Source organism: Brakhagea baltica, from assembly GCF_052161605.1.
Lineage (GTDB): Bacteria > Planctomycetota > Planctomycetia > Pirellulales > Pirellulaceae > JBKCUI01.
This window is the reverse complement of the sequence record NZ_CP197409.1, coordinates 2,173,351-2,198,860: the sequence shown is the minus strand read 5'-3', so window position 1 is coordinate 2,198,860 and position 25,510 is coordinate 2,173,351. Positions and strand designations below refer to the sequence as shown.

The 25,510-nt window shown below is 52.1% G+C and carries 13 protein-coding genes; 3 read left to right on the top strand and 10 right to left on the bottom strand.

Annotation, left to right across the window (positions count from 1 at the left end; all coding sequences use genetic code 11):
• Nucleotides 1-3: 3 nt before the first annotated feature.
• The 5 genes from SH449x_RS08060 to SH449x_RS08040 form a co-directional block, all read right to left on the bottom strand.
• Nucleotides 4-996: an Rpn family recombination-promoting nuclease/putative transposase gene (locus SH449x_RS08060; RefSeq protein ID WP_482380821.1), complete on the bottom strand. Its 993-nt coding sequence runs from the start codon at nucleotides 994-996 to the stop codon at nucleotides 4-6.
• A 191-nt stretch (nucleotides 997-1,187) separates the two neighbouring features.
• On the bottom strand, nucleotides 1,188-1,322 hold the full coding sequence (locus tag SH449x_RS08055) for a hypothetical protein (protein WP_482380820.1): 135 nt from the start codon (nucleotides 1,320-1,322) through the stop codon (nucleotides 1,188-1,190).
• Nucleotides 1,323-1,600: 278 nt separating this feature from the next.
• On the bottom strand, nucleotides 1,601-2,110 hold the full coding sequence (locus SH449x_RS08050; RefSeq protein ID WP_482380819.1) for a hypothetical protein: 510 nt from the start codon (nucleotides 2,108-2,110) through the stop codon (nucleotides 1,601-1,603).
• Nucleotides 2,110-2,580, bottom strand: coding sequence for a hypothetical protein (locus SH449x_RS08045; RefSeq protein ID WP_482380818.1), 471 nt, complete (start codon nucleotides 2,578-2,580; stop codon nucleotides 2,110-2,112). Before SH449x_RS08045 ends, SH449x_RS08050 begins: the two co-directional genes overlap by 1 nt.
• The gene (locus SH449x_RS08040) at nucleotides 2,577-3,113 is read right to left on the bottom strand and encodes a hypothetical protein (protein WP_482380817.1); all 537 of its coding nucleotides are present in this window, start codon (nucleotides 3,111-3,113) and stop codon (nucleotides 2,577-2,579) included. The genes SH449x_RS08045 and SH449x_RS08040 overlap by 4 nt, the downstream gene beginning before the upstream one ends.
• A 245-nt stretch (nucleotides 3,114-3,358) precedes the next feature.
• On the opposite strand from SH449x_RS08040, the gene SH449x_RS08035 reads away from it, so the two are divergent.
• Complete coding sequence (locus SH449x_RS08035; RefSeq protein ID WP_482380816.1) at nucleotides 3,359-3,601, top strand: hypothetical protein; 243 nt, start codon at nucleotides 3,359-3,361, stop codon at nucleotides 3,599-3,601.
• Entirely contained in the window at nucleotides 3,601-4,059 is a 459-nt protein-coding gene (locus tag SH449x_RS08030; protein WP_482380815.1) for a type II toxin-antitoxin system VapC family toxin, read from the top strand. The genes SH449x_RS08035 and SH449x_RS08030 overlap by 1 nt, the downstream gene beginning before the upstream one ends.
• 133 nt (nucleotides 4,060-4,192) lie before the next feature.
• On the opposite strand, the gene SH449x_RS08025 is transcribed toward SH449x_RS08030, so the two are convergent.
• The 5 genes from SH449x_RS08025 to ffh form a co-directional block, all read right to left on the bottom strand.
• A complete protein-coding gene (locus tag SH449x_RS08025) occupies nucleotides 4,193-4,357 on the bottom strand; it encodes a hypothetical protein (RefSeq protein WP_482380814.1) in 165 nt (54 codons plus the stop codon).
• A 459-nt stretch (nucleotides 4,358-4,816) separates the two neighbouring features.
• Nucleotides 4,817-6,115 (bottom strand): dihydroorotase, encoded by a 1,299-nt coding sequence (locus tag SH449x_RS08020; protein ID WP_482380813.1) that lies wholly within the window; start codon nucleotides 6,113-6,115, stop codon nucleotides 4,817-4,819.
• Nucleotides 6,112-7,149 (bottom strand): aspartate carbamoyltransferase catalytic subunit, encoded by a 1,038-nt coding sequence (locus SH449x_RS08015; protein ID WP_482380812.1) that lies wholly within the window; start codon nucleotides 7,147-7,149, stop codon nucleotides 6,112-6,114. The genes SH449x_RS08020 and SH449x_RS08015 overlap by 4 nt, the downstream gene beginning before the upstream one ends.
• Before the next feature lie 135 nt (nucleotides 7,150-7,284).
• Entirely contained in the window at nucleotides 7,285-8,592 is a 1,308-nt protein-coding gene (gene guaD, locus SH449x_RS08010) for a guanine deaminase (RefSeq protein ID WP_482380811.1), read from the bottom strand.
• A 44-nt stretch (nucleotides 8,593-8,636) separates the two neighbouring features.
• Nucleotides 8,637-10,109: a signal recognition particle protein gene (gene ffh / locus SH449x_RS08005; protein ID WP_482380810.1), complete on the bottom strand. Its 1,473-nt coding sequence runs from the start codon at nucleotides 10,107-10,109 to the stop codon at nucleotides 8,637-8,639.
• A gap of 290 nt (nucleotides 10,110-10,399) precedes the next feature.
• Between ffh and SH449x_RS08000 the strand changes: the two genes are divergently transcribed.
• The gene (locus SH449x_RS08000) at nucleotides 10,400-25,453 is read left to right on the top strand and encodes a GEVED domain-containing protein (protein WP_482380809.1); all 15,054 of its coding nucleotides are present in this window, start codon (nucleotides 10,400-10,402) and stop codon (nucleotides 25,451-25,453) included.
• The last annotated feature ends 57 nt before the right edge of the window (nucleotides 25,454-25,510 follow it).

Sequence of the window (25,510 nt, the reverse complement as noted above, 5' to 3'; positions counted from 1 at the left end):
GTGTTACGCGTCTCGACTTCGTAGTCGATCCTGCAGTTGGGTAACCAAACTACTGAGACCCGATAGCTCCAGCGACATAAGCTCCTGATCGCTCAAAACCGGCTCGCCTAACAACTCTTGTAACATTTGGGCTTTGCCAGCCAGGATGCCTTCCTGACGTCCCTCCTGACGTCCCTCTTGACGTCCTTCCTCGCGGCCCTGGATCAGCAGTCGATCCGCCAGAGACCCCGGCTCGAACTGAGTAGGAAAAACACTTGCCAACGTCTGCTTGTAGTATTGACCATCCATCCCTTTATTGACCGCCATCATGTAACTCCCAATCGCTTCAAGCCACTGTTCCAACTGCCTCTGCCCTAACCGCTCTTGCAAAGCCGCCATCGCAAAGCCCTTTAAGATCCCTTGCAGCTTGTCTCGCAACTGCACGCTCCGACTGTATTTTAGCAGCCCCAGCGTACTTTGCAAAATCGGCTCTCCCCGGATTTCCTCGTCCTTTAACTGATTCAAATCCAGCAACGCAAAACGAAAATCGACCTGATATGCCAACAAAGGTGCCGGAACGTTTAGTAAATCTCGGAAACTTCGTGCCGCTGTCCAAGCACCTTCTCCATGATAAATCATCAGTGGATAGACCGGACATAAATCTAGTCCTTCTCGCAACCGTCGCTCCCCAATCCGCACAATGTACGATAGCAATTGAAAGGCGGTCAGTGGGTCGGTCTGGCTCTTGTGTTCGAACAAGACGTAGACATGGGCCGACCGAACGCGAGGTCTGGGGTGACGAGCCAAATCTACCGAGAATAGTAGATCCGAGAACTTCTCCCGCAGGTCGGCATCTACAAAGCTGACCGTTTCAGGGCGCAAGGTCTCTAGGTTCAGTTCTTGCAGTACCTGGGGCTCAAACTGCGTGGCAATCAGGCTACGAGCGCTGGGCAAATGCGATAGCGCAAACTGAAAGAAGTTGTTGTGTGGGGTGGGTAGAAATTCCTTACCCGACATAGCGTGGCTCCTGGGTACTTAGTAGGAACGATTGGCTCAAAACGGATTCGCACTTAGGATCCCGTCATGACACTTCCAAATCAGGTACTGAAAAGTATACACGCCGTTGGGGTGAGAGTGTTCTTCACGAGAATCAAACGATCCAGATACTTCAGAGCTATGGGTAAAGAATCCAGGTCGGTTTCTGAACTCTATCGCTCGATCATCCCAAGAGATAACTTCGAGAAGATAAAAATCGCATCACCCAACGAGCGAAGCTCGGTGGATAGGTCCACACCGCGAGAGATGGGAGTGACGCAAGAGATGGCTGGAAAATGGTTGATCATTGTTCCTCTTGCGTTTCTCTAATCTCTAGCGGTGTGAATTTCTTGAGGGAGGGGCCGCGAGCGGACACAGTGCGGGATGTTACATGGGTGGCACTGCTGGTTCTCCATAGAAACACCCCAACAGATCGCCCATTTGCACCGAAGTGAGCCTAGGTTCATCGATTGCAGAAGATGCGCCTTAGAGAAACTCTCGCAGCACCATCAACTCGACAAATAACGCCGAGTTCTCGAACGCATTTTTCCAGAATGTTCTGCTGCGCCGAAAGGCAGTGCACGAACTAGACCGATGCAGACCACCGTTCAACAAACGTTTCAAATATCTTCGTCAAAGATCGATTCTTGACCAACCTTCGAAACAAATTATTCGCGACAGGTAAGGGCGCTAGCTCTTCGCCGGATGCGAATCCCGTGATTACAGGCATTCGTCCGGTCGCGTATTCTGGATTGCCAGTACACCACGCAAGTTTTGTAAACTCGCGAACGAAGCAATTGCCAAGCATGTATGCCGCTCCAATAATGAGCCGCTTCGAATCTTCGGTGAACTCAAATAAACCTTCCTTGTAATCGTCCGTATTTCGGATGAACTCCGGAATGCTTGGATCGGCTACAACTGGAATTGTTGTTAGTCTCAGTCCGATTTCTAGTAGTTTGTCCGGAAGTCCCGATAGCGAAACGGTGTTATACTCGATTTGCTCCGCTTTCAGTATCTCAGCACCGCGATGTAAGAATTCATCAAGTACGTTAGTCGCTTCATCAATCGACATTGCTTCAAAAAGATCGAATCGCATTAATGCACCGTAAACCTTATTCCGTTTGCCGTAAGTGTCTCGAGGAGTTCTTTCGTAGCTCCTTGCCAGAAGTGCCAATGAGCTCCTTCGATAACACCTTTCTCAATCAACTCTTTATCCTTGAGAATCTGTCGCCAAATTGAGTTGGCCAGCTTTACATCTTTGCCCGCTTTAAATTCATGGGCAATACCGTTCAACAGACGATCGATATATCGCGGTCCATCGCTGGTCATAAATGCCTTAGCTGGTTTCGTACCAGTGCCACCTAGCAATACTTCCAGACGATCTTCGCCCCACTTGCCTAATGGCTTGGCTCCCCTTGGGACAAGCCCCGTCGGTTCCTTACCTGGCTTCTTCCCAAAAAAGCGGTCACAGGCATTTCGGAGCCAACTTGAGTTTACCTTCGCGGGGCCTTGAGTGGTAGCCTTGATTCCATCGGTCACCTTGTTGAGCTTGTTGCCGTTCTTCACGATCGAAGCGACACAGGCCTCGCCTCAAGGAATGTATCCTGCATGCCCAACGCACCGTCGTGGGCAAGCTGTATTCGCTCTTGATACTTATCATCCTGCGGTAAGAATCGATTCGCAGAAAGAACACCTAGCGGTCGATTATCGTCCTCACGCTGTTGTTGCTTAAGTGCTGCCTGCCGGGCGGCTTCCTCTTCTTGGCGACGGCGTTGGTCTTCTTCGTCGAGCTCGACACCTTTCGGTTTACGTTCCGCTCCGCTGTAAAGACTCGAACGCTTGACGGTATCTTGAACCGTTGCGAAATCCGTACCCACCGTGGGAAAGAGTTCTTTGGCCTCAGTGAAGTGTTCGTTCCAGCCGTCGTTGAAGATAAACGGTGCGTTCGGTTGATGAAGCGAGTTCCAATTGGCTGTTAAATCGACTAAGTTCTGGAACGCACCTGCATCGGGGAAGGAATAGTCGGGCAAGTAGTCGAACTCGGTATGCGACGTGCCATAGAGGACGGATGTACGTGGGACCGCGCGACGCGGCAACATTCCCCCCAGTCCCCGCTAAGGATGCTGTTTCTCCAAGTCGGGTGTCCCCGTGCTAATCCATCAAAATGGAGTCCCCATCAAACTGGCGATGTCCACTGAGATTAGTTCATTAGAAAGGGAAGCCTAAATGCCCTGGATACCAATCGAGTCCCCCGAAATTTAACTGGATTGGCCCAAACGCAAAAGCTATAGTAAATGGGGTACGGAATTGGTTTTGTTACAACATCTAAAGGATTTCACAATACATGAACCTTACGCTTTCCCTTTCGGAACAAGAATCGGCCGAGTTGGAACGACGTGCTGATGCGGCCGGTACAGATGTGAAGACGTATTTATTGCGGATGCTAAGGGATTTGGATGATTTGGATGAGTCGCTCGTATACGATCCTCCGTATGATCAATGGAAACGTGAGTTCCAGCAATGGATTGACGGACATCGGTCGCGAAACAAGAACATGGATGACAGTCGGGAGAGCATTTACGAGTAATGCGTATTCTGTTGGATTCCAATGTATTGCTCCGCTTAATCGAGCCTGGTAATCTTCACTATCAAAGCAGTGTCGACGCGATCTGTCTTTTGCGACAACGTGGCTTAAAACTAATCATCGTTCCGCAAGTGATCTACGAATTCTGGTCTGTGGCCACTCGTCCACTCGCAAACAACGGTTTGGGCATGAGTCCGTTAGAGGCACATTCAGAGTTATTGGTTATCAAAAGTCTCTTCAGTACTTTGCAGGATGAACGCGGTATCTATTCAGTCTGGGATCAACTCGTGGTATCTTTCGCAGTGAAGGGCAAACAGACTCACGATGCCCGCCTTGCCGCTGCTGCTCAGCGTCACCTCATCACGCATCTACTGACTTTTAACACTTCGGATTTTTCACGCTATCCGTTCCTGATAGCTGTCTCGCCCACGGATGTAGCCTCCGGAGTGATTACGGTTTAGCCCGTTGGTTTGGTCTAATAGGTAAATTACTTTCTGCAAGTCACAGATATCGTTCATCGAACCTCCGCTCTCATTTGCGATAACACTCGAGTTTTTTCGCTCAAAGCTTCGATAGTTTTCTTCCGCCCCGCAGTCAGATTACTCGCCGTGTGTCCTGCGTAGCACCTGTAAGGCTTCCCGTCAAATCCCGGGTGGTCGATCCCGTGGGCGTCACTTTGTCATTGACCGCTGCCGCGAAATCGAGACCCTCATCTACCAAGTCGCCCAAATGCCCACCGGCGACCTTCGCGACTCCCATCACCGCATCGTTCAATGGCCTAAAAAGTGAGGGAGTACAGCGCGAAGCGACCCGCGAAACTCGGTGGATAGGTTTACACCGCGAGAGATGCGAGTGACGCAAGAGATTTCTTGATGATATTGGAGCATTGTTCCTCTTGCGTTTCTCTTGTCTCTAGCGGTGTGAATATCTTAAGGGAGGATGCCGCATAAGGACACAACACGGGATGTTACATAGGTGACCGTAAATGTTTCATTCACTACATCACTCGACGAACAGCGTCGAGTTCTAGAACGCGTTTTTCCAGAATATCCTGCCGCGCCGGAGTCCAAGAAATCGGGTTAGAACCAATTCAGTGAACCATAGAAAGCCGATAACAGATCATCCATTAGCACCGAAAAGAGTCGAAGCTTTTGAATCAAACGGGACTGGCGTCCGAAAAACTCAAGCCGCCACATCCAATTCCACTCAACGTTCTCATCACTTAGACGAGTATTTGACTCTGCCATCGACCAAGGTGTGTCGTACCAGGCCGTACAGGGTCATGTCATTCAGAGGGGTATTATACGATTTGCTTTTGAATTTCGAGGTGTCGACTTGCCAGGTTTCCTCGGGATGGAAAATAACTACATCTGCTGGGCTACCAACGCCCAAGCTTCCCGAGCCTAGCCCCAGAAGCTGCGAGGGGTTGGTGCTAAGTTTTGCGATGGCATCCGAAAGGGAAAGCAAGCCAGGCCGGACTAGATAAGTGATGACCTGGGATAGCGTCGTTTCGAGAGCAATCATCCCAAAGGGAGCAACTGTGATCTCCACCATCTTCTTTTCCAACGAGGATGGCTTGTGCCCCGAGCTGATAATATCAATCGTTCCATCCTGAAGACCATGGATACAACCATCGACGTGTTCGCGTGACCGCAGTGGTGGATTGACTTTGCAGTTGGTGTCGAATTCTCTTAGTGCTTCGTCGGTTAGGTGAAGATTGGCGACGAAGATACCTGCGGTGAAGTGAATGTTTCGAGATTTCGCTCGCCGACAGAGGTCAACACTACCTTGGGTGCTGATGCTCGTCAGGTGCAATCGTCCGCCGGTCGCCTCGATCAGTCTCAGGTCGCGCGAGGTGGCCAAATCTTCGGCTTCGGCAGGAATGGGGCTAAGTCCTAATCGCAATTGCTCGAGCCCCTCGTGCATGACGCCCCCTCGGGACAAAGAGGCGATCTCGGGGTGATCGAGAATGACTCGATCGAACATGGAGCAGTATTCGAGAGCTCTTCGGAGCAACCCAGTGTTCTCGATGGGGCTCGGGCCGTCGTACAATCCGACTGCACCCGCCTCTACCAGCGATCCTATCTCAGCAAGTGCTTCGCCATGTCGCGATTTGCTTACGCAGCCAAGAGGGTATAGGCGGCAATTGTCGGCACGTGCCCCTTTTTGCCTGATAAACTCCACGTTTGCAGCGGTATCTATCGGCGGTTCGGTGTTGCTAGAAAGTGCGATGCCGGTGAAACCGCCTGCGAGAGCGGATAATGTTCCCGAGGCGATCGTTTCATCCTCCTCCCGCCCTGGTTCACCGAACTCGGTTCCCAGGTCGACTAGGCCAGGCGCGACGACACAGCCCGACGCGTCGATCCGTTCGATGTTGCTAGGAATGTCCCCGTCGAGCGGATCTATGCTGGCGATCTTGCCACCGACAATGAGCAACCTACCAATTCGATCGGTCTGGTTGCTGGGATCGATGACACGTCCGTTTTCGATAAGCCAGTTGTCGTTTGTATTCTTCATGACTCAGTACAAGACTCAGTATTGGTGATCTGCGTTGGCGATTGAGCGTTGAGTAACAACCAGAGGGCCGCCATGCGAACAGCGATGCCATTGGTAACTTGTTCCAGGATGACCGAGTGCGGACCGTCGGCGACTTCGGGGGTGAGTTCGACTCCTCGGTTGATCGGTCCGGGTGCCATGATTAGGATATCGTCTTTGCTGCGCTCGATGCGTTCTTTGTTCATGGCGTAAAGAAGCATATATTCGTGGACGGACGGGAATGGCCGGATGGCTTGTCGTTCGAACTGGATTCGTAGTAGATTCAGCACATCGCATCGGTGCAGAATCTTGTCAAGGTTATATTCGACCTCGACCCCCAGCTTTTCCCAATGCTTGGAAACGAGCGTGGCTGGGCCACATACGATCACCTTGGCACCCAGTTTGAGCAAACCCCAGATATTCGATCTGGCGGTGCGGGAATGGGCAATGTCTCCGACGAGAGCTACGGTCAAACCGGCGAGAGAACCGCGATGCTGGCGAATGGTTAGGATATCGAGTAGGCCTTGGGTGGGGTGCTCATGAGGTCCATCGCCAGCATTGAGTACGCTGCAGTTGAGGTGTTTCGCGAGCAGATGCGGAGTGCCTGGGGAACTGTGCCGCACCACCACCGCGTCCACCAGCATGGCTTCAATCGTTTTGGCGGTATCGATAAACGTCTCCCCTTTGGCAACGCTGGAGCCGCTCGAAGAGAATTCCACGGTGTCGGCACCGAGTCGTTTGGCGGCGAGCGAGAAACTGTTTTTGGTTCGGGTGCTATTCTCGAAGAATAGGTTGGCGATGGTTCGGCCTCGCAATAGGTCTAATTTGGTACGGCCTTGGTTCGTGGCTTTATGGAGTGCTTCGGCACAATCGAGTAGGTAGGTTATTTCCTCGGCTGACAAGTGTTCGAGCCCGAGAAGGTGCCTATGCTGCCATTGAACTCTAGGGCGAGGGAGCCCAGCGAGGACTGGCGAGGGAAGATCGGAGGTTTTGACGGAAAGCGAAGACTGGGTCATCGTAAGCGGGAACCTCGCTGAGGGGATCACGTTTGGAAAGGGGCTGCGCCAACATGCAGCTGTCAGCCAGGCAGCTGGCTGCCATGCGGATTGTATTGCATTTCCAGCGATTTCCTACGGCTATTGATGGAACCGTTATTGGCTTGTTTTTCGTGGTTTGCCAGCGATAAAGGTTTCCGAGATGACCCGGTCGTCACCTAGGATCAGCAACGCGAAGAGTTGGTCCGTGATGTCCGACGATAGGGGGGCTCTGTCGCGAAGCAGTTCGGTTGCGAGTGGATCGATGACTACCAGGTCGGCGAACTTTCCTGGTTCGATTGTGCCGATATTGCTTTCCCAGCCTAGCAGCGTGGCGTTGCCGATGGTCGCGGCACCGAAAAGTTCGGCAACGCTCAGACGATTATGCAGGAGCTGTGAGATGCAATAAGCTTCCCTCATGGTTTGCAACATTGAGTAACTGGTACCGGCACCGATATCGGTAGCCAAGCCGATCTTGATGGCATGGTTCTCTGCGGTTTCCCGCCAGCGGAATAAGCCTGAACCGAGAAAAGTGTTGGACGTGGGGCAATGAACGATCGCGGCTTGGCGTTCCGCGAGTACGCCTTTCTCTCGTTCAGAGAGGTGGATGCCGTGGGCGAAAAGGGAACGCTCTGTGATGAGCCCGAACTTATCGTAAACATCGGTGTAATCGATTGCCCAAGGGAAGAGTTGCCGCACTCTCGCGACCTCGCCAAGGCTTTCGGAGAGGTGAGTTTGGATTAGTAAGTTCGGAAAGGAGTGGATGAGTTCACCGCAAGCTTCGAGTTGCGAATCGGTGGAGGTAACTGCAAAGCGGGGCGAAATGGCGTATTTCAATCGATCGCGACCGTGCCACTCTTTGATGAGATTGATGCAATCACCGATGTAATCGTCAGAGCGGTCGAGCAATCCGGCGGGGGCTCCTCGGTCCATCAGAGTTTTTCCGGTGGCGAGGGACATATTGCGAGACTGGGCCGCACGAAAAAGTGCGTCAACAGACTCGGGGTGCGTTGTGGCGAACGCGAGGCATGAGGTCGTGCCAGCTCGCGTTAGGTGATCTAGAAAGCGATCGGCAGCAACCTCGGCGAAATCGGGGTTTTCGTAAGCCAATTCTTCGGGAAAGGTGTACCGATTTAACCAATCAAGAAGTGACTCGCCGTGGGAGGCAATCATCCGGTACTGGGGGAAGTGAATATGCGGATCGACAAAGCCAGGCAGTATGAGGCGGGCCCCGTAGTCGGATTCCGGCAGCTGTGTGTAAATAGGCGGTAGATCGCAGCGGTTGCCGCACCAAACAATTTTACCTGAAGCATCGATCACGATCGCTCCGTGGTAGTTGGAGCGAACGATCGATTTCAAAGGGCCTTTGTTGCGGCGTTCTATCCCAATGGTGGATTCTGCGGAATTGCAGTTTATCTCACTCAAAGGGAAGTCAACGACGCAGCCCGATAGTATATGAGTTGGGCTTTCTATTTGCGTTTCTTTTTTCGGAGGGCTCGTTCGCGTTCCTTTTGCATACGCTCACGCTCCTTGGGGGTGAGTCGCTTTCCTGTGCTTCCCTTAAGTTTTGCACCTTCAAGTGGGTTGAAAGGATTGTTAGCCATCATGCCTTGCATTTGGCCGAGCATTTTCATTTTGTCAGCCATGCTGCCAGAGGTCGCCATTTGCAGCATGGGGCCGATCATCTCGAATTGCTTGATCAGATCGCTGATTTGGTTGGGCTGAACGCCGCAGCCTTTGGCGATGCGGTTACGTCTCGAAGAGTCGATGAGTTTCGGATTGCGACGTTCTTCTGGGGTCATCGAATCCACGATCCCTGTCAGGCGGCGCATTTCCTTTTCGCTATCGGCATTGGCCATCATTTTGGACATGTCGCCCATCCCTGGCATCAGCGAGAGCATTTTGGTCATAAGCCCTGGTTTGCGGAGCTTTTGCATCATATCGCGGAAGTCGCTTAGGGAGAAAATCCCTTTAGACATTCGCTCTTCGAGGGCTTTTCGTTCCTTTTCGTCGATAAGCCGGTGTGCTTCGCGGGCGACCTCGAGAATGTCACCCATTTCCAGGATTCGACTCGCCATGCCTTCGGGGCGGAAAGGCTCCAGAGCATCGAGGTGTTCACCCGTCCCGATGAATTTGATCGGAACTTGGGTAACCGCTTTGACGCTCAGGAGAGCACCGCCGCGAGCATCGCCATCGAGTTTGGTCATGATGACCCCGTCGATCGACAGAGCCTCGTTAAAGGCTTTGGCGCTGTTGACGGCATCCTGACCGGTCATGCCGTCCACCACGAGAAGGACTTGGTTCGGGTTAATAGCTTTGTCGATACGCTTTAGTTGGTCCATCAATTCTTGATCGATGGCCAATCGTCCGGCGGTATCGAGAATAACCAAGTCTGCATTAGCATCTTTGGCTGCTTGGAGGCCTTGTTTGCAGACTTCGACCGGATCGGTGGCCCCGGTTTGGCTGAAAACTCCGATATTTAGCTGGCGACCGAGCACGTGGAGTTGTTCGATGGCAGCTGGCCGTTGAAGGTCGGCTGCGACCAAAAACGGCTTAAACGTCTTTTCTTTTATAAGTTGGGCTAATTTCCCGCAGGTTGTGGTTTTCCCGGCACCTTGGAGGCCGCACATCATGATGACGGTTTGTTTGCCGCGTTGCACCGAGATGGAGTTGTCGACGGGACCGAGCAGTTCAACGAGTTGTTCGTAAACGATTTTGACGAGTTCTTCGTGGGGGCGGAGAGAGTGTATGACTCGTCGTCCGGCGGCTGCTTCGGAGACATCGCTGATGAATTTTCGTACGACATCTATGTTGACGTCAGCTTCCACCATGGATTTTTCGACCATGGCGAGCCCTTCTCGCATATTGCTTTCGGTAAGTTTTCCTTTGCCACGCAAAACTTGAAAGGCGGACTGAAGACCATCTTGGAGTGATTGAAACATCCGGGATTCGCGATTGGTTTGGGACTGAAAAGGGCAAGCAGTTCAAAAGTTGGAACTTTTACCGTTAGGGTTTACTCCAATGCTCGCATCGCATTGTGTCACCTGTACGGATTATGCAGGCAGATTCGCAGCAAGTAAAGGAAGGAAAACGACTTGCGAGCGAGGAAGTCGTAATCCTGAGGCAGTGATTCGTTGCAATGCAGTTCGCTCGAATTAGACTCGAGATCACAGCTCAGTGTAGAGCACCTAATCGTCAACGCCCTGTTTTTGGCTCCTCAAGAGGTTTTTCGATGACCACCGTGGGTTTCGGAAGTGGTTTTTTTTCCAGTGAAAAGGCAAGAAATTCGCGTTCCAAGAAGCGAAAGCGAGACATGGTCCGCTATTCGTTGTTGGAGACACTGGAAGCTCGACAGCTTATGACAGTTGGTCCGCAATTAGTCGGAGTCCAACCCAATCAAGGAGCGCAGATTTCACTTTCTGCTGGGGAAAATAGTGTTACGGTTTTGAACACTAGTCCTCGGGAATTCGTTTTGCGGTTTGACGACGCCGCAGGGCTGGACCCCAACACCCTGATGGACGGCATTCGAATTAAACGAGCCGGACCGGATGGAGTATTGGAGACCGCCTATGTTTCCACGGACTTGGGCACCAATGGACAAGTCGTACTAGATTTCAGCTCACCGTTACCTGGGCAGCAGGGGGTTGGAGTCGAGATTGTGTTCAGCAGTGTTTCCCGAACCACGGGAGTACCTGGACGACCAATCAGTTGGCCAGTTTTATCGGTCGACGGCAATCGCATCAACGTACAAGTCAACACACGAACCGGCTCGCAAACCACGGCTGCTGATTTGATTCAAGCAATGACCGAGGATCAGACCGTAGCGTCAAAAGTTTTGGTCAAGCGACTCCGCGGGGTGGAGTCGACGGTCATTGCGACGACCGTTCCTGTAGGGCAGGTTTACTCGTTGCGAGGGGCGGACGCGGCACGCGTTTCCTCCAACTTAGGTTCGTCGAGCAATGCTTTGCAAGTCGAGTTTTTGTCAACTTTGCCTAGCGCTGCCGGCAACGGGACTCGCATTGAAGTCGTTTCGAGAGATTTCGGTGGAGCGGGGCTTCCCGAGGTCTCGGTCCATGGACCGCAATCTGGTCCTCGAACCATTCGCGTCGAAGTCAACAGCAACATCCGGTTCTCCACGACTGTAGGGGAATTCATCGATGCGATCAACAACTCGTTCGAAGCGAGTGCATTGGTTAACGCACGATTGGTCAGTGGATCTCTTGTTACACGAATGGGTGCCAATCCGACCACCTATTCTCCGTTGACATTGGTCGCGGGCGACGATGTTGCCGTGATCCCCAACTTTATTGGGTTCGGTGATACGGACCGAGAGGTCGTGGTTCGTTTTGCGGAAACGCTTCCTGACGATGCGTACTTGATCGATATTTTGGGCAGCGGTCCATTTGCTTTGCGAAGTACTGCAGGTCTGCCGTTCAATGGTGGCGTCTCGAGATCGGTACGATTCGATTTGGACTTAGGACCAACGATTCAGTCGATCGTCCCGCAGCCAGTCGTTCGCTCGGGGGCTACGCTGACTCAGTTGCGAAATGTCATTCATGTTTACTTTAATGATGACAAACTAAATATAAACGAGGCGACTCGCCCTCAGTACTACCAGTTGGTCTATACGAATAATACGTTAACGAGTCTCGACGATATTGCGTTCCAACCGTCGGCCGTAAACTATGATGCGGTTCTTAATCGTGTAACGCTTACCTTTAATCGCAATTTAGACGAATTGGCAGATTCGAACGGAAACATTCTGCCCGTCACCACGCTAAGGCTCCGGATCGGCAACAACCAGCCCGCCGTCAACGCTGGAGTAACCCAGGTTCCAGTCAACTCCGAGCCGGGAACCCGTTTCGATACTGCCTTTAATCTAGGCGGTGCATGGACGATGGGCGGAGGAGCACGGGCTGTGATTGTGGAATCCGAAATTCGGAACACCACTCCATTTCCTTTAGACTTCCCAGGTGCCAACGATGAAGCCGGCATCCGAAACAATCGCTATCAAAGACACGTCAACCGCGTCGATCAAGATGGCATTGAAGTCATCAATTATAATTTTGCGTCAGCTTTGGGAACTGCCAACAACAGCGTTCAGCTAAATGCCATCACCGCTCCACAAAAGGATATGGTGAGGCAGATCTTTTCGTTGTATGAAAAGTATTTCGGCGTTCGCTTTCAAGAGAGTGACAACCTCGGACTCACGATTGCAGTCGGTGACATGTTGGCGATCAATCCGCTGACTTCTTTGACTCCTGTGGAGCCTAATCGCGAAGGGGGCCGATCGTTTGCTGCTGGTCCATTGCTCGCGAATGCTAGCGTCTCGGCGGTCATCATCGATATCCAGGACTTCAATGCAGCAACCGACAACGAGTTTGGTTCGGAACTGTTCCGATCCTTCATGCGTGGTATCGGAGTATTGCTCGGTTGGGGAACGGCTGATGAAATGCCTCAGCCAACGGTTCAGAATAATGCACCGATTACCGATCCTAACACCGAACGAGTTTTCCCGGGCAATCACGACATTGTTCACGGACAATTCATGTATCGTCCGGAAAGCAAAGATATCGATCTTTATCGCTTTGAGATTCCTGCCTCTGGTGGAGCTGTAAACATTGAGGTTGCAGCCGAGCGTTTGGCAAATTCAAGCACACTCGACGCTTCCTTGCGACTTTTCCGGAACGAAGGAACAACGAGCAATCCTCGATGGGTAGAGATCGCTGCCAACGAAGATTACTTCAGCAACGATCCGCACATCCGATTAGATTTCTTGCCGGGCGGAATCTATGCAGTTGGGGTTAGTGCAAAGGGCAATACGAACTACAACCCGCTCATCGAAGATTCGGGTATGGGTGGGAAATCCGAAGGACGCTATCAGCTGAGAATCGATTTCGCACCACCAGCGCTGACATCCTTGACAGATAGCGACGGCGCACCAACGCGACTTGATGGCAATGGTGATGGGCAACCTGGCGGAACTCACAACTTTTGGTTTATTCCGACTCGGCCCGATCGCGCTACTGCCGTTCCTGGCACACCTGATACCTCGGTATTGACTGTCTGGGTCGACAAGACCGCTGCGAACGGTGGCACCGGAACACTTGCGAGCCCGTTTAACACGATTAGCCAAGCGATGACTGCCGCTCAAAGCTTGTCAAATGCGAATCTAAACGGAAACCGAAATGTCGTAGTTCGTATCCTAGGCAACAGTCAGAACCGAGCTTATGAAATCGGTACCAATCGTTTCGGGCAAGCTCTGGCGGACGGTGCGTTCTTTAATGTTCCCAAAAATGTTACTGTGATGATCGACGCAGGTGCGATCATCAAGATGGGGCAATCTCGCATCGGCGTGGGCAGTTCGACCGTGAGCGTCGACCGTAGCGGCGGTGCATTGCAGGTACTCGGAACTCCCGATGCGCGAGTTATCATCACGTCGATCAACGACCGTACCGGTGTCGGTGTCAACCCAGACTTGAATCCACCCGCTGCAAGACCTGGAGATTGGGGCGGAATCGATTTCCGAAACAAGATCGACGGTTCGGATGAGACGAGGACGGATCGGGAGCGAAATGGTTTGTTCTTAAATACCATATACCATTCCGATATTCGGTTTGGTGGTGGTCAAGTCATTGTCGATGGTGTTTCGCAGGTCATCACGCCGATCAACATCATTGATTCTCGCCCGACGATTGCGAACAGCTTGGTAACACGTAGTGCTGACGCGGCAATGTCGGCAACGCCAAACAGCTTCCGCGAAGACAATTTCCGTGATCCGCGATCACAAGCGACAGGTTTCTTCATTCCAGACTACGACCGAGTTGGTCCAGATATTCACGGAAACCGAATTGTTGACAATACTTTGAACGGCCTTTTTGTGCGTACGTCAACAGGCGTGGCGGGAAGTCTCGAGACCGTTACTGTCGCGGCTCGCTTTAACGACACGGATATCGTACACATCCTCGGTGAAAACCTGATTATCGAAGGGCAGCCTGGTGGGGGAATCGTCGACTCGGTGGCTCCACCAACGACGCTAGTCACTCTTTCGGCTTTACCGACCGGTTCATTGGCTGCGGGGACCTACAACTACCGTCTGGTCTATGTTGACGCGAATGGGAACGAGGGAATCGCATCGACGCCAACTGATTCGCTAACCGTTGGGGATGACACATCGATACGCTTGTCCAATCTCCCTCCTGTCATTCAGGGAACAGGAATTGTTAGCCGACGTCTTTATCGTAGTGACGCCACGGGTGGGGGCACGTATTCTTTCGTTGCTCAACTCGATGCTGTTGCCACCACTTTCACAGACAACGGAACAGTAACGGGGCAACCATTGAATGTGACCACAGCAACGGTCCGCTCTCGATTGGATGGTAGCTTGGTAGTTGATCCAGGAATTCTTATCAAGGCGAAAGACGCACGCATCGAGGTACGCAAGGGTGGAAGCCTGATAGCCGAGGGGACCCCAGAAGCTCCTATCATTATCACTTCCTTGCTCGACACCAGTTACGGTATTGGAGGAACATCTAGGACTACGACTTCCGTAGTGTCGGACGTCGCAGCTCCAGGAAACTGGGGTGGGATTTTCGTCGGACATGCCAGTGCCGCGTCGATCGACCATGTTCGCATTGCTTATGCTGGAGGATTAACACGTATTGAGGGTGGTTTCGCCTCTTTCAATCCTATCGAGATCCATCAAGCGGACGTACGTATCGCTAACTCCCGCATAACAGATAGTGCTTCTGGAACCGAGGGCTCTACCTCTCCGACCAGGGTTGGTAGAGGAACTAATGGCGAAGCCGCCATTTTCGTTCGTGGTGCTCAGCCAGTTATCGTTAATAACGTGATCTCTGGTAACGGTGGTGCCGCGATCAATATCGACGTCAATTCCCTCACGTCTGAACTGGTGGTGGACCGTGGCCGCATGACGGGCAACATTGGGATTGTCGATACTTCAGTCGGCAACAAGGGGCCATTGGTAAAGGGCAACCGGTTGGCTGATAACCTCATCAATGGCATGGAGGTTCGTGCAGGCATCTTAACCACTCAGTCCGTATGGGACGATTCGGATATCGTTCACGTTCTGCGAGGTGAAGTCGTCTCGTCGAACACTTACAGCTTTGGTGGCGTCAAGCTGATGAGCCAGAACGGTCAAAGCCTGGTTGTAAAGCTTCAAGGTCAGGATGCAGGCTTTACGGCAACCGGGGTTTTGCTTGACATTGAGGATCGGATTGGAGGAAGTGTTTCGTTGATCGGTCAACCAAACGCACCTGTGATCCTGACATCGCTCAGTGACAATACGGTTGGAGCTGGATTCACACCGGATGGACGCCCCAATCTTGATACGATTGAGGACTTGAGATCTGTAGCGGGTAGACTTCCCACCGGGCCGGAAGTTAACAACGGTACCTTGATCGATAATGACGTAGCAGTCGGAATTCCTGGTCAGTTTTCCTTCCAAGTAGGGGCTGGAGGTCGGAGTGGTTTCGCAGTGCCGGATGGGTTCGGAGGGGGCATTTCTGCACAGGGTAATACAACCCTATTCTCGAATACCGACGCCATTTTCGAGTTCTTCAACTTCATTGATGTCGGCATCAACGGTGGGGCTATTGAGCTTGGTTCGACCAACATTACACAACCACCGACATTGATTCGCGACGACTTCGTTGTAAGTCGAGGTACGTTTGTTGGAAATGGTGGCAATGAAGTTCGCTGGACGATTGAGTCGTTCATGGAGAACGGCATTGCTACGGTATTCAACCGACTGTCATTGGAGAGTGACTCACCTCTTGGCGACATGCTCTTCATCAACTACCTAGACGAAGATGTTCTATTGCCATCAGATGACTTACTGTATCTAGTCGGTACACCTGGCGAGGATGATTTCCGAGCATTTACATTGGATGGTCCTGAACGGATCGGTTTCGCGCACGGCGGTATATACAACCCAGGCGGAAATCTTATCAACGCGAGCTTTGAAGGCTGGGCTGCAGACTCCTTCCGCAACCTTTTAACGAATATTGAAACCGTCGGTACGGAATATACCATCCCGGGTAATATTAACCTGGATAACTTGCCACTATTCACCGACCCTGTGCTGGGCAATGTGTTCGGACTGGGAGACATAACGACAGCCTTCAGCTGGAGAGTCGATCCCAACGCAACTTCTGCGACAATGATGAGCTTCTTGGAACTCGTTCCTGCCAATCCGGCGTCTGCTGCACTGCCCGGTGATTGGCGAGGTATCGAGTTGCTTACCAACAGCAACGATCGCAACATCGCCGTCATTCACGAGATCGAATCGAACAATGCGAGTGCCCCCGCTGGTAACGACACTCCTCAAACCGCACAGTTCTTGGGACAGCTAGCATCATCTCTCAATGGAGGTGATGAAACGGCACGACTCGGATTCCAGATCCATGGTACGATCAACAAGAACAGCGATGTCGATGTTTACAGTTTCTTCGCGAAAGGAAGGACTGAGGTATGGTTGGATATCGATCGCACCACCTTTGGTCTCGACACCGTGGTGGAATTGATTGCTGAAGATGGAACGATCTTAGCTCTTTCGGACAATTCTTATTTAGAAGAAAACAGCCCTGATACCCATCCGATCTATTCGATTCTGCCGGGCAACTCTGCGAATCCTCTGCGCAAGAGTTCGCTTCTGCAAGCCCCGACAACTTCGCTGCGAAACGAAGCACGCGATGATTTCAGCACCAATCCACTGGATGCGGGATTCCGAGTCGTTCTGCCAGGTCAGGATTCCGTAACCAGCTTGTATCATATTCGGGTTAGAAGCAGCAACCAAAGTCCTTCGCAACCAGCCGGAACGCCCGCTTTGAGCGATCCCACGTCGGTTGGACAAGGGCTATCGCGAGGGGCTTATCAGTTACAAGTTCGATTGGGCGAGGCCCAAGAGCATCCTGGTTCGTCCATCATGTATGCTGATATTCGATATGCTCAAACCGGTATTGCGCTGCGTGGGGTTCCACGTCACTCTCCATTGCTCGGAGAAACGGCGGAGATCAACACTCCAACCTTTAACAATAATACGTTTGAGAATGCCCAGTATCTCGGCAATCTGTTAAGCACAGATCGTCGTGCTATCTCGCTAGCAGGAAGCATTGCGCAACCAGGCGATATTGATTGGTACTCATTCGATATCGATTATCAACTTTTAGAAACCCCGCTAGCGCAATACTTCTCGACGGTATTCGATCTTGATTATGCCGATGGTATTGGGCGTGCAGATCTTTCCCTTCACGTTTTCAACAGCAATGGCAATCTGATCTATATTTCGGGTGACAGCAATATTACCGACGATCGCTCGACCTCGTTGTCGTCGGCCGGCAACTTTGACCTAAGCCGAGGATCGACCGGAACGCTTGATCCATTCCTAGGATCGGTTGAGCTTCCCGCAGGACGATACTTTGTGGCAATCTCTAGCCGCAACCAGGCCCCGTCGGTCGTAGCGAATCGCAATGACAGAAATGCATCAGACGCGACCGCCAACGGTATTCGTATCACACCGATTAACAGCAACCAAAACATTGTTGAGGATCGTGTCGGAGACAGAAGAGCAAACTTGGGCTCAGCACCGATCGTTCCCCAATTCCTGCCGACCTCGTCGCGAGTTGCGTATAACTTTGGCGACGTTCCCATGTATTTGTTGGGGGGGCTCGCCTCCAATGCCTCGGATGTCTTTATAGCCAATCCGTTCACGGGTGAGGTTTCTAACTATGCGGGACGCACCTCGACCTTCTTGGATTCGTTTGCGATCCGTCCCAATGGGGATATACGTGGATTCCAAAGTCGAACGGCTGTCCAGAATGATGGCACGGCTGGCTATGTTCTTATCGACGCTGGGACGGGTGCCTCACAGGTGACAGATTCCTTTGGTTTGATAACCAGACAATTGAACCCAACTCTGGAACTAGAGGTGCATAATGTTGGCCTTAGCTTCAGTGCGTTAACGTTTGCTGGAATTGACGGCAATACAACGGAGGCAGGGTTCGTGGTTGCGAATCGGGCTCCTGGACGAGGTGTTGATGCAAACCGTTCCACCAACATCCTGTACAGGTTTGATCCCAATACGGGCTTGGGAATAAGCAGTCCTGGCGTGGACGATCAGTTCAACATCGCGATTGCCGACGGGCCAGACGTCATTCTTGGGGCGGGAACGAACATTACCGAGCGAGGGTACATTCGTACTGAAGCCCCCGCTGGTGCAACCTCCCAGCGTGTTGCCGTAACGGAAGCCACCGAAGTGGTCGGCAATACCACCAGAAACCTCATCCGCGATGGTGATCTGATAACGGTTCGTACCACCGCTGGTACACTCGTTACACTGGAGATGAACAGTGGTCCAGAACTCGCATTGCAGTTCGATCCGTCCATCCCAGGTCGAGCATTACTGGATGGTGACGAATTCACGATCGATGGTCAAATTTACCGAATTTCGACAGCGGCGACTCCACCTGTTGTGCCAGGAGTACGTATTGTTTCGTACAACAGCAGCATGACGAATCAGCAGTTTGTTGAGTCCTTGCGTAATTCGATTGCTCCGACCATTCAAATCGGTTTCGACGGAAATCGCGTTAATTTTAGCGGCGCAACGACTGGCTCTTTCGGAACTCTTATCGCTCGTAACGTTGCTCGTGACTTGGGATCCAACGGAACTGTTGGTGCGGGGCGCATCGCCGTTAATTTCTTGGCACAAGATACTGCTGCTACCATCGCGGTAAGAATTGCGCAAGCTGCTAATACCGCCGGATTTGCCGGACTATCTGCTTCCGTAAATGGAAACATCGTCCAGTTCGTGGGAGCTACGCTCGTATCCGCAGGCGGCAGTGCTAGAATCGTGGGAATCGCTCCTGGCGGTTTGGTAACTGGTATCGCCCAGGTCGGTGGTGCTCTTTACGCTGTTAGCAACCAGGGCGGTCTCTATCGTGTTGCACCTCAGTTCTTGAACTCGGTTAGCAATAACAACATTGCTCAATACGTCGAGGGAAGCTTTAGCTACATTGGAGTCAACTTCACCAGTTTGACTTCCGGGCCGCGAAACGTTGCAGGTGGTCTGTATGATAACATTTTGTTCGCCACGGATGCTGCGGGGAACATCTATGCTTTCGATGTGAACGGTACTCCTCAGCCAGTATTCGCGGGGGGGGCGACGTCGGTCTCGACGGGAATCGCAGGCTTGACTGGCATCACGTTTTCCAATCTTGACTTCAACCTATGGCACGTGACCAATCGCCGGGCCTTGGATACAGTCACACCAGGCGGGGCTCCTGCTCACGGGGTCGCTCCATCTCCAGACGGCAGCGACGATGGGACGTTTGGTGGGCAAAGCTGGTACTTTGGATTTGAGAATGTATTGGCCAACAGCAACCAAAGATTGCAACCTTGGCAAGATCCTCTCGCACAGCCAAGGGCAAACGCAAACCCACTAGAGAACACATACAACTTCCCCGGTGGAGCAAAGGGTGTTCTAGAGTCACAGCCTTTCTCACTTCAAGGTCTAACCTTTGCTGACAAGCCGACTTTGTACTTTAATTATTTCTTGAGTACGGAAGACGCGATTTTCGACCAAATCAACAATGAACGAATGTTGGATTCGTTCCGTGTTTACGGCATGGGCGATAATGGAACCTGGCAATTGCTTGTGACCAACAACGACAACACCGATTTCGAAGGTGGAGTCGAGCGGGCAATCGATAACGTGCCCGGCGGAGTTGAGGGAACGTCTGCAGTTGCATGGAGACAAGCACGGGTTGATCTAGGCCAGTTTGCAGGAAATCGTAATGTTCAGCTACGATTCGAATTCAGTACAGCAGGTGGTATGGGGTACGGATTCTTCGGCGGACGTGGCGTTGAGATGCGGGCTCTAGCAGGAAACCAACTTGCCGACGGTCAGTCCTTTAACGTCGGTGGTCGTCGATTCGAATTGGAAATGGGCCCAACCTTGTCCATTCCTAGTGGATCTACGGTCACCAATTTGGAAACATTGACGGTTCTCGGTACCGAGTTTGTTCTCTGGAATGGAACAGGCTCTGCACCAGCAGGAAACGTCATCCGTTACGAAGCGACCGATTCGCCCACTCAGCTCGCTGAAAAGATCTTCGACGCACTCAGCAACGCTACGTTTACCAGGCCGACCTTTAACATCAACTTGGCGGACCCCGCTGGCGGTTCGGACACCTTGGATCGAGCTCTCTCTGTTGGCATCAACGGCGAGGGTGGAATTTACCGAGGCATCGGGGCGATCGGCGACAATCCAAACTTGGCTGCTACCCCGGACCGAGACATCGATCTGGTTCGAATGAATCTGCAAGCTGGGTCGCAAGTTGTGGTTCGAGCCAGTGCAACAGAGGTGACTCCTCCCTCCCCACTCGACCCCTATTTGCGAATCTTCGATAGCGTTGGACGTCAATTGTTCGCCAACAATGATTTTGGCGGTAGCCGGGATTCTCAGATTACGTTTACCGTACCTGCCGATGGTGTGTACTTCATCGGCGTCTCGGGATCAACCAATGTAAACTACAATCCCAACGTGGCAGGCAGTGGAACGGCTGGCGGTTCGCAGGGGCAATACCAACTGACGGTAGACGTTACACCTCGACTCAACATCTCTATTGCGGAAAACAGGATTCAGCTCGATGGAGCACGAAGCGTGGTTCTTCCAACCGGTTCCTCCTTGCGACTAACTGGAGGCAATGGGCTCAATGACACCACTGCGGTCCCCGTTTATGTTACTCAAACGATGACGGCCGAGCAGGTTGCCACGAGCATTCGCAACGCATTGGTCGGAGCTCTCGCGGGCAACTCGAGCTTTGAAGTCTTTGCAAGACGCGGGGCGTTTATCGACATGACCGGAGTGACAGTGAACGACCCAGGTCCGTTCACTATTGCAGGACTACGACCAGAAGACGCCTTGTCGGAATGGGGTCTCCCCGCTCCGAACAGACCTGCCTTGCGTTCGCAGAACAATGGCTTCGAAGGTTTGTTCCTCGATGACTTCATCATTGCGGTAGCAGAACGTGGTGAGCAGGTTGCTAACGCTCCTCAAGATACTACCTTCACAACCGTTGGTACTGGCGGGATTGTTACGGGAACTTATCAGCTCGAAATCCGAGGTGGTGCCGAATACGGTGTTCCAAGATTTGAAAGCGGTATCGATCTCGTACGTGGATTTGCACCAAATGAAGTCCACTCCAACTCTCAGGTGGTAAGATTTAACTCTGCTGCCAATATTGCAGACGGCCAAGTCATTCAGTTAACCGACGGCACCAACGTCGTAAACTTGGAATTTGAGGATGTCTCTCAATCCCCATCGTCACCAAGTTTCGGAGTTCGACCAGGCAATATTCGACTTCCGTTTAACCCGATGATTGGAGAGTCGGCAGCTGTCATTGCAGCACGAGTTAGAGACCTTATCAACTCTCCGACGGTACAGTCATTGATTCGGGGAGGTGCGATTTCCACCGATGGGTCGACTTCTGGAGTAAACGGAACGGATATCATTCTCGTTGGTACGCTAACGATGACGCTGCCGTCAAATGCTGGTGTCGTTGTAAATTCGCGAACCGCGCAGGGTGATAGAAACATCAAGCGGGAGCAAGGACAAGTTGTTATCTCGAGCACCAAGGTTTCTTTCTCGAACGGCTTTGGAATTGAGATTACAGCCGACGAGCGTGATCCACTTTCGAACGCTCCGAATCCAGGCGCTGTCCGCAACTTGATCACGCTGAACAATCAGCGGCTAGCACCGGGGGCCGTGGTAGTGAACAACGTGTTGTTCCAAAACGGTGCCGGTGGAATCCGAATCGAGGGAGATACGGTTACCGGAAACGTTCCAACTGCATCCCTACCATTCGCGAGGGTTGTTAATAATACCATCGTTGGTGGTGCCGTAGCGGAGTTCACTGCTACTCCAGCCGCTACCTTCGAGGGAGACTTCTACAGCTTTGGTAGCATGTCGTTTGCGGATCGAGTGGTTAGTTATAATCCGACAGCTGGTGGCGGTCCTGCACCGATTCCAGGTTTGCAGGATGCAACTGCTGCGATAGGTGTTCCAAACTACACCGGTATTGGAGAACCTCAACCCGGTCAGGGAGCTGTCTCCCTGGGACGCGGGGGTACTCTAGTGCTTCAGTTTACCGATAACATTCTTACCGGGTCCGACGATGCACGTCCCGATTTGGCCGTCTACCAAGTTGGCCAATCGGAGAACGTCTTGGTCGAGGTCAGTGCAGATGGTGTCAACTGGACATTTGTTGGTACTACGACTCTTGCCAATCGCTACATCGACCTCGATGCGTATGGTTTCAACTCCACAAGCCAATTGCAGTTTGTTCGCTTGCGAGATGAACCCAACCAAGGTCCAACCTCTGGCAACTCTGTTGGAGCAGACATTGACGCCGTTGGGGCGTTGTCAACCAGGCCAGCAACAGTCTATGCACCAGGTGGGACAGGCATCTCGGTCGGTGGCAATGCTAGCCCAACCTTGATGAATAATGTACTGGTGAATAACAGCCTCGGTTTATCGATAGCCAGCACCAGTCAGTCGACGGTTGTTGGTGGTACGCTCTACCAAAACAACACCCAAAATGTTGCCGGTGGATCAACGGGTCAATTCCCGATCATCGTACCGAACAACCTACCGTTGTTCGTTAATCCGGGTAAAGGCATCTTGTATCCAGCACGCGAGTCTCGACTCATCGACTCTTCGATCGATTCGCTTGAGGACCGTTCATCCCTGGTTGCTGTTAAGCTACCTCTCGGGTTGCCAAATTCGCCAATCATCGCTCCCAACCTAGATATCACAGGCCAGCAACGAGTGGACGATCCCTCTGTTGCGGCACCTCCAGGCTTAGGTGAGTCGGTATTTAAAGATCGCGGTGCTTTCGATCGGTCTGACTTTGTAGGGCCATCCGCTTTTGCTTTGAACCCTCGCGATAATGACGCAGCTGGCACGGATCGTAACAGTGCAGTCGGTATCGTAGAAGTGATTGGAGCGACGCTCAACTACTTCGACATTCAGCTAAGAGATTCGTCAATCCTGGGCAGCATTTCTCAAGGAAATGGAATCGATCAATCGACGGTTGACTCGAATGCCATTATCCTCGTAAAGGACGGTAATGTCCTGGTTGAGGGACAAGACTACCGCTTTGGTTTCGACCCAACTAGCAATATCGTCAGATTGACACCTCTTTCGGGACTTTGGGAAAACGGTTCGGTCTACCAAATTCGATTTGTCAATTCGAACGAATCGTTGATCACCTTGGCCGATCCTCGCGATCTTCGAGATGGCTCCACGATCTCCATCCAAGATATCAATCGAGTAACACATCACTTCGAAATCGATACCGGTATTCGTTTGGTGGTGCCTCAAAGTCAGGACGGTCTGACCCACGGAATCCAAGATGGTACCGTTTTCCGAATCGACGATGGAACTCGGGTCATTACTTTTGAATTCGATCTGAATGACAACGTAAGGCCTGATAACATTCCTATCGCTATCGAAGCACAAGATCTTCCGGACGTCGTTGCACAAAAGATTGCCGGTGTCGTTCGATCGACAGTACTCAACTTAAGGATTCAGTCGATCGGTCGAGGTCAGTTGCAGATCCTTGGGGACAAGTCCGTAGCAGTATTGCCAGACACGAGTAGTTTGGGAGTGAGTGGGGCTACCGGTGTTACGCCGACCTACGGATTCCGAATTCCATCGCTTGCTGGCCAGACGGTAGGTGTCTTTTCGGGACAAACGTTTGCAGTCCAACGAGCCAATACGGTGGTTACTTTTGAACTTACCGAAACGGGAACGGTGGGGGCAGGCAGAGTGCCGGTCATTCTTTCGACCAATACCAATACCTTGGCCCAAAACATTGCGGCTGCTATCAACGGTGCCGGATTGGCTGTTACCGCTGCAAGCTCAGGCGGTGGGTTTATTGCGGTTGGGAACCAGATTGACCTTAGACTCCAAGCAACAAACACTGCGATTCAAGTCGTTGGTGCGCCGGGTCGGGCAGCCTCGATTCCAATCGAAATCGATCTCAATGCCGTTTCGACCAACGTACAAGTTGCTACGATCGTTAAGGATGTTATCGAATCACGCAACCTTGTGAATGTGGTCGTTACTCAGTCCGGGGCTAACATTCTTGTTGAAGGTGCGTTGGGAGTCGCCGGTACGGGGGTTTCCTCAATAAGTGGTATTCGAGACATCGCTGGAAATGCGATGAGAGCGACCGAACTTGACGGCTCGACAGTAACAACGATCTTCCTGGGTGAAGGCAGAGACTATGGTGATCTTCCTGCGCCATATATCAGCCGACGCGCTGATAACGGACCAAGCCACATCGTTGTAGAAGGTTTCTCGCTCGGGAATACCGTTTCCGCTGACGCGGATGCTCGGCTGCCGAATCTCGATGACGATGACGGTGTGACCGTCAATCAGATGACCGCGGCGTATCAAAGCAACATTGTTGTCAATGTTCAGGGTGCGTCGATTTCCAGGATAGCCTATGTCCACATCTGGATCGACTTTAACGGTAACGGCTCGTTCGAGGATGCAGGCGAAAAACTTGCGGTCCTGGAAACCTTCACAAGCGGCGACTTTACCATTCCGGTCAATGTGCCCCCCGGTGCTGTGACCAACAGAGACATCGGTGTCCGAGTTCGGTTGAGTACGCAGCGCAATTTGACGTCTCTCGGACCAGACGGTGCAGGTGAAGTCGAGGATTACTTGGTGCGAATCAATGCGAATCCGCATCAGAATCAATCGAATCGCTTCGATGTCAACGGCGACGGATTTGTTTCCGCAATCGATGTGTTGCAGGTTATCAACCATATCAACGCGACCGGAGGCGGACCGCTGCCTCTAAATCGACCTACGCCTCCATTCCTCGATGTGGATGGGGACTCCGTAGTGGGCTCATTGGATGTTTTGGCAATCATCAACCACATTAACAGCAATGTCTCTAACTCGGGAGGAGAGGGACTCGGTGAGGGTGAGGGAGAATTCTCGGCTGACATGTGGTTCCAAGCTCCGTTGGTTGGTGGTGCTGAGCAATTGGGATCCGATTGGAACGCCTCTCATTCGTATGCCTCCGGAGACCATGAGCTCTCCAACTCGGGCAGTGACTTGGGAGCGTTCATAGATTTGGACGATGACCTAGCCGACGAGTTTGATTGGAGCCTCATGGGTTACAAAGCAGACAAGGAGACTGACGATCACGACCTTGCACTTGGTGACGTCCTACAGGATTTGCTACTGTAGAATCGCCGATTGTCGATCTTTGGCATAACGACGAACTCTTTCCCCTCGATAATCGAG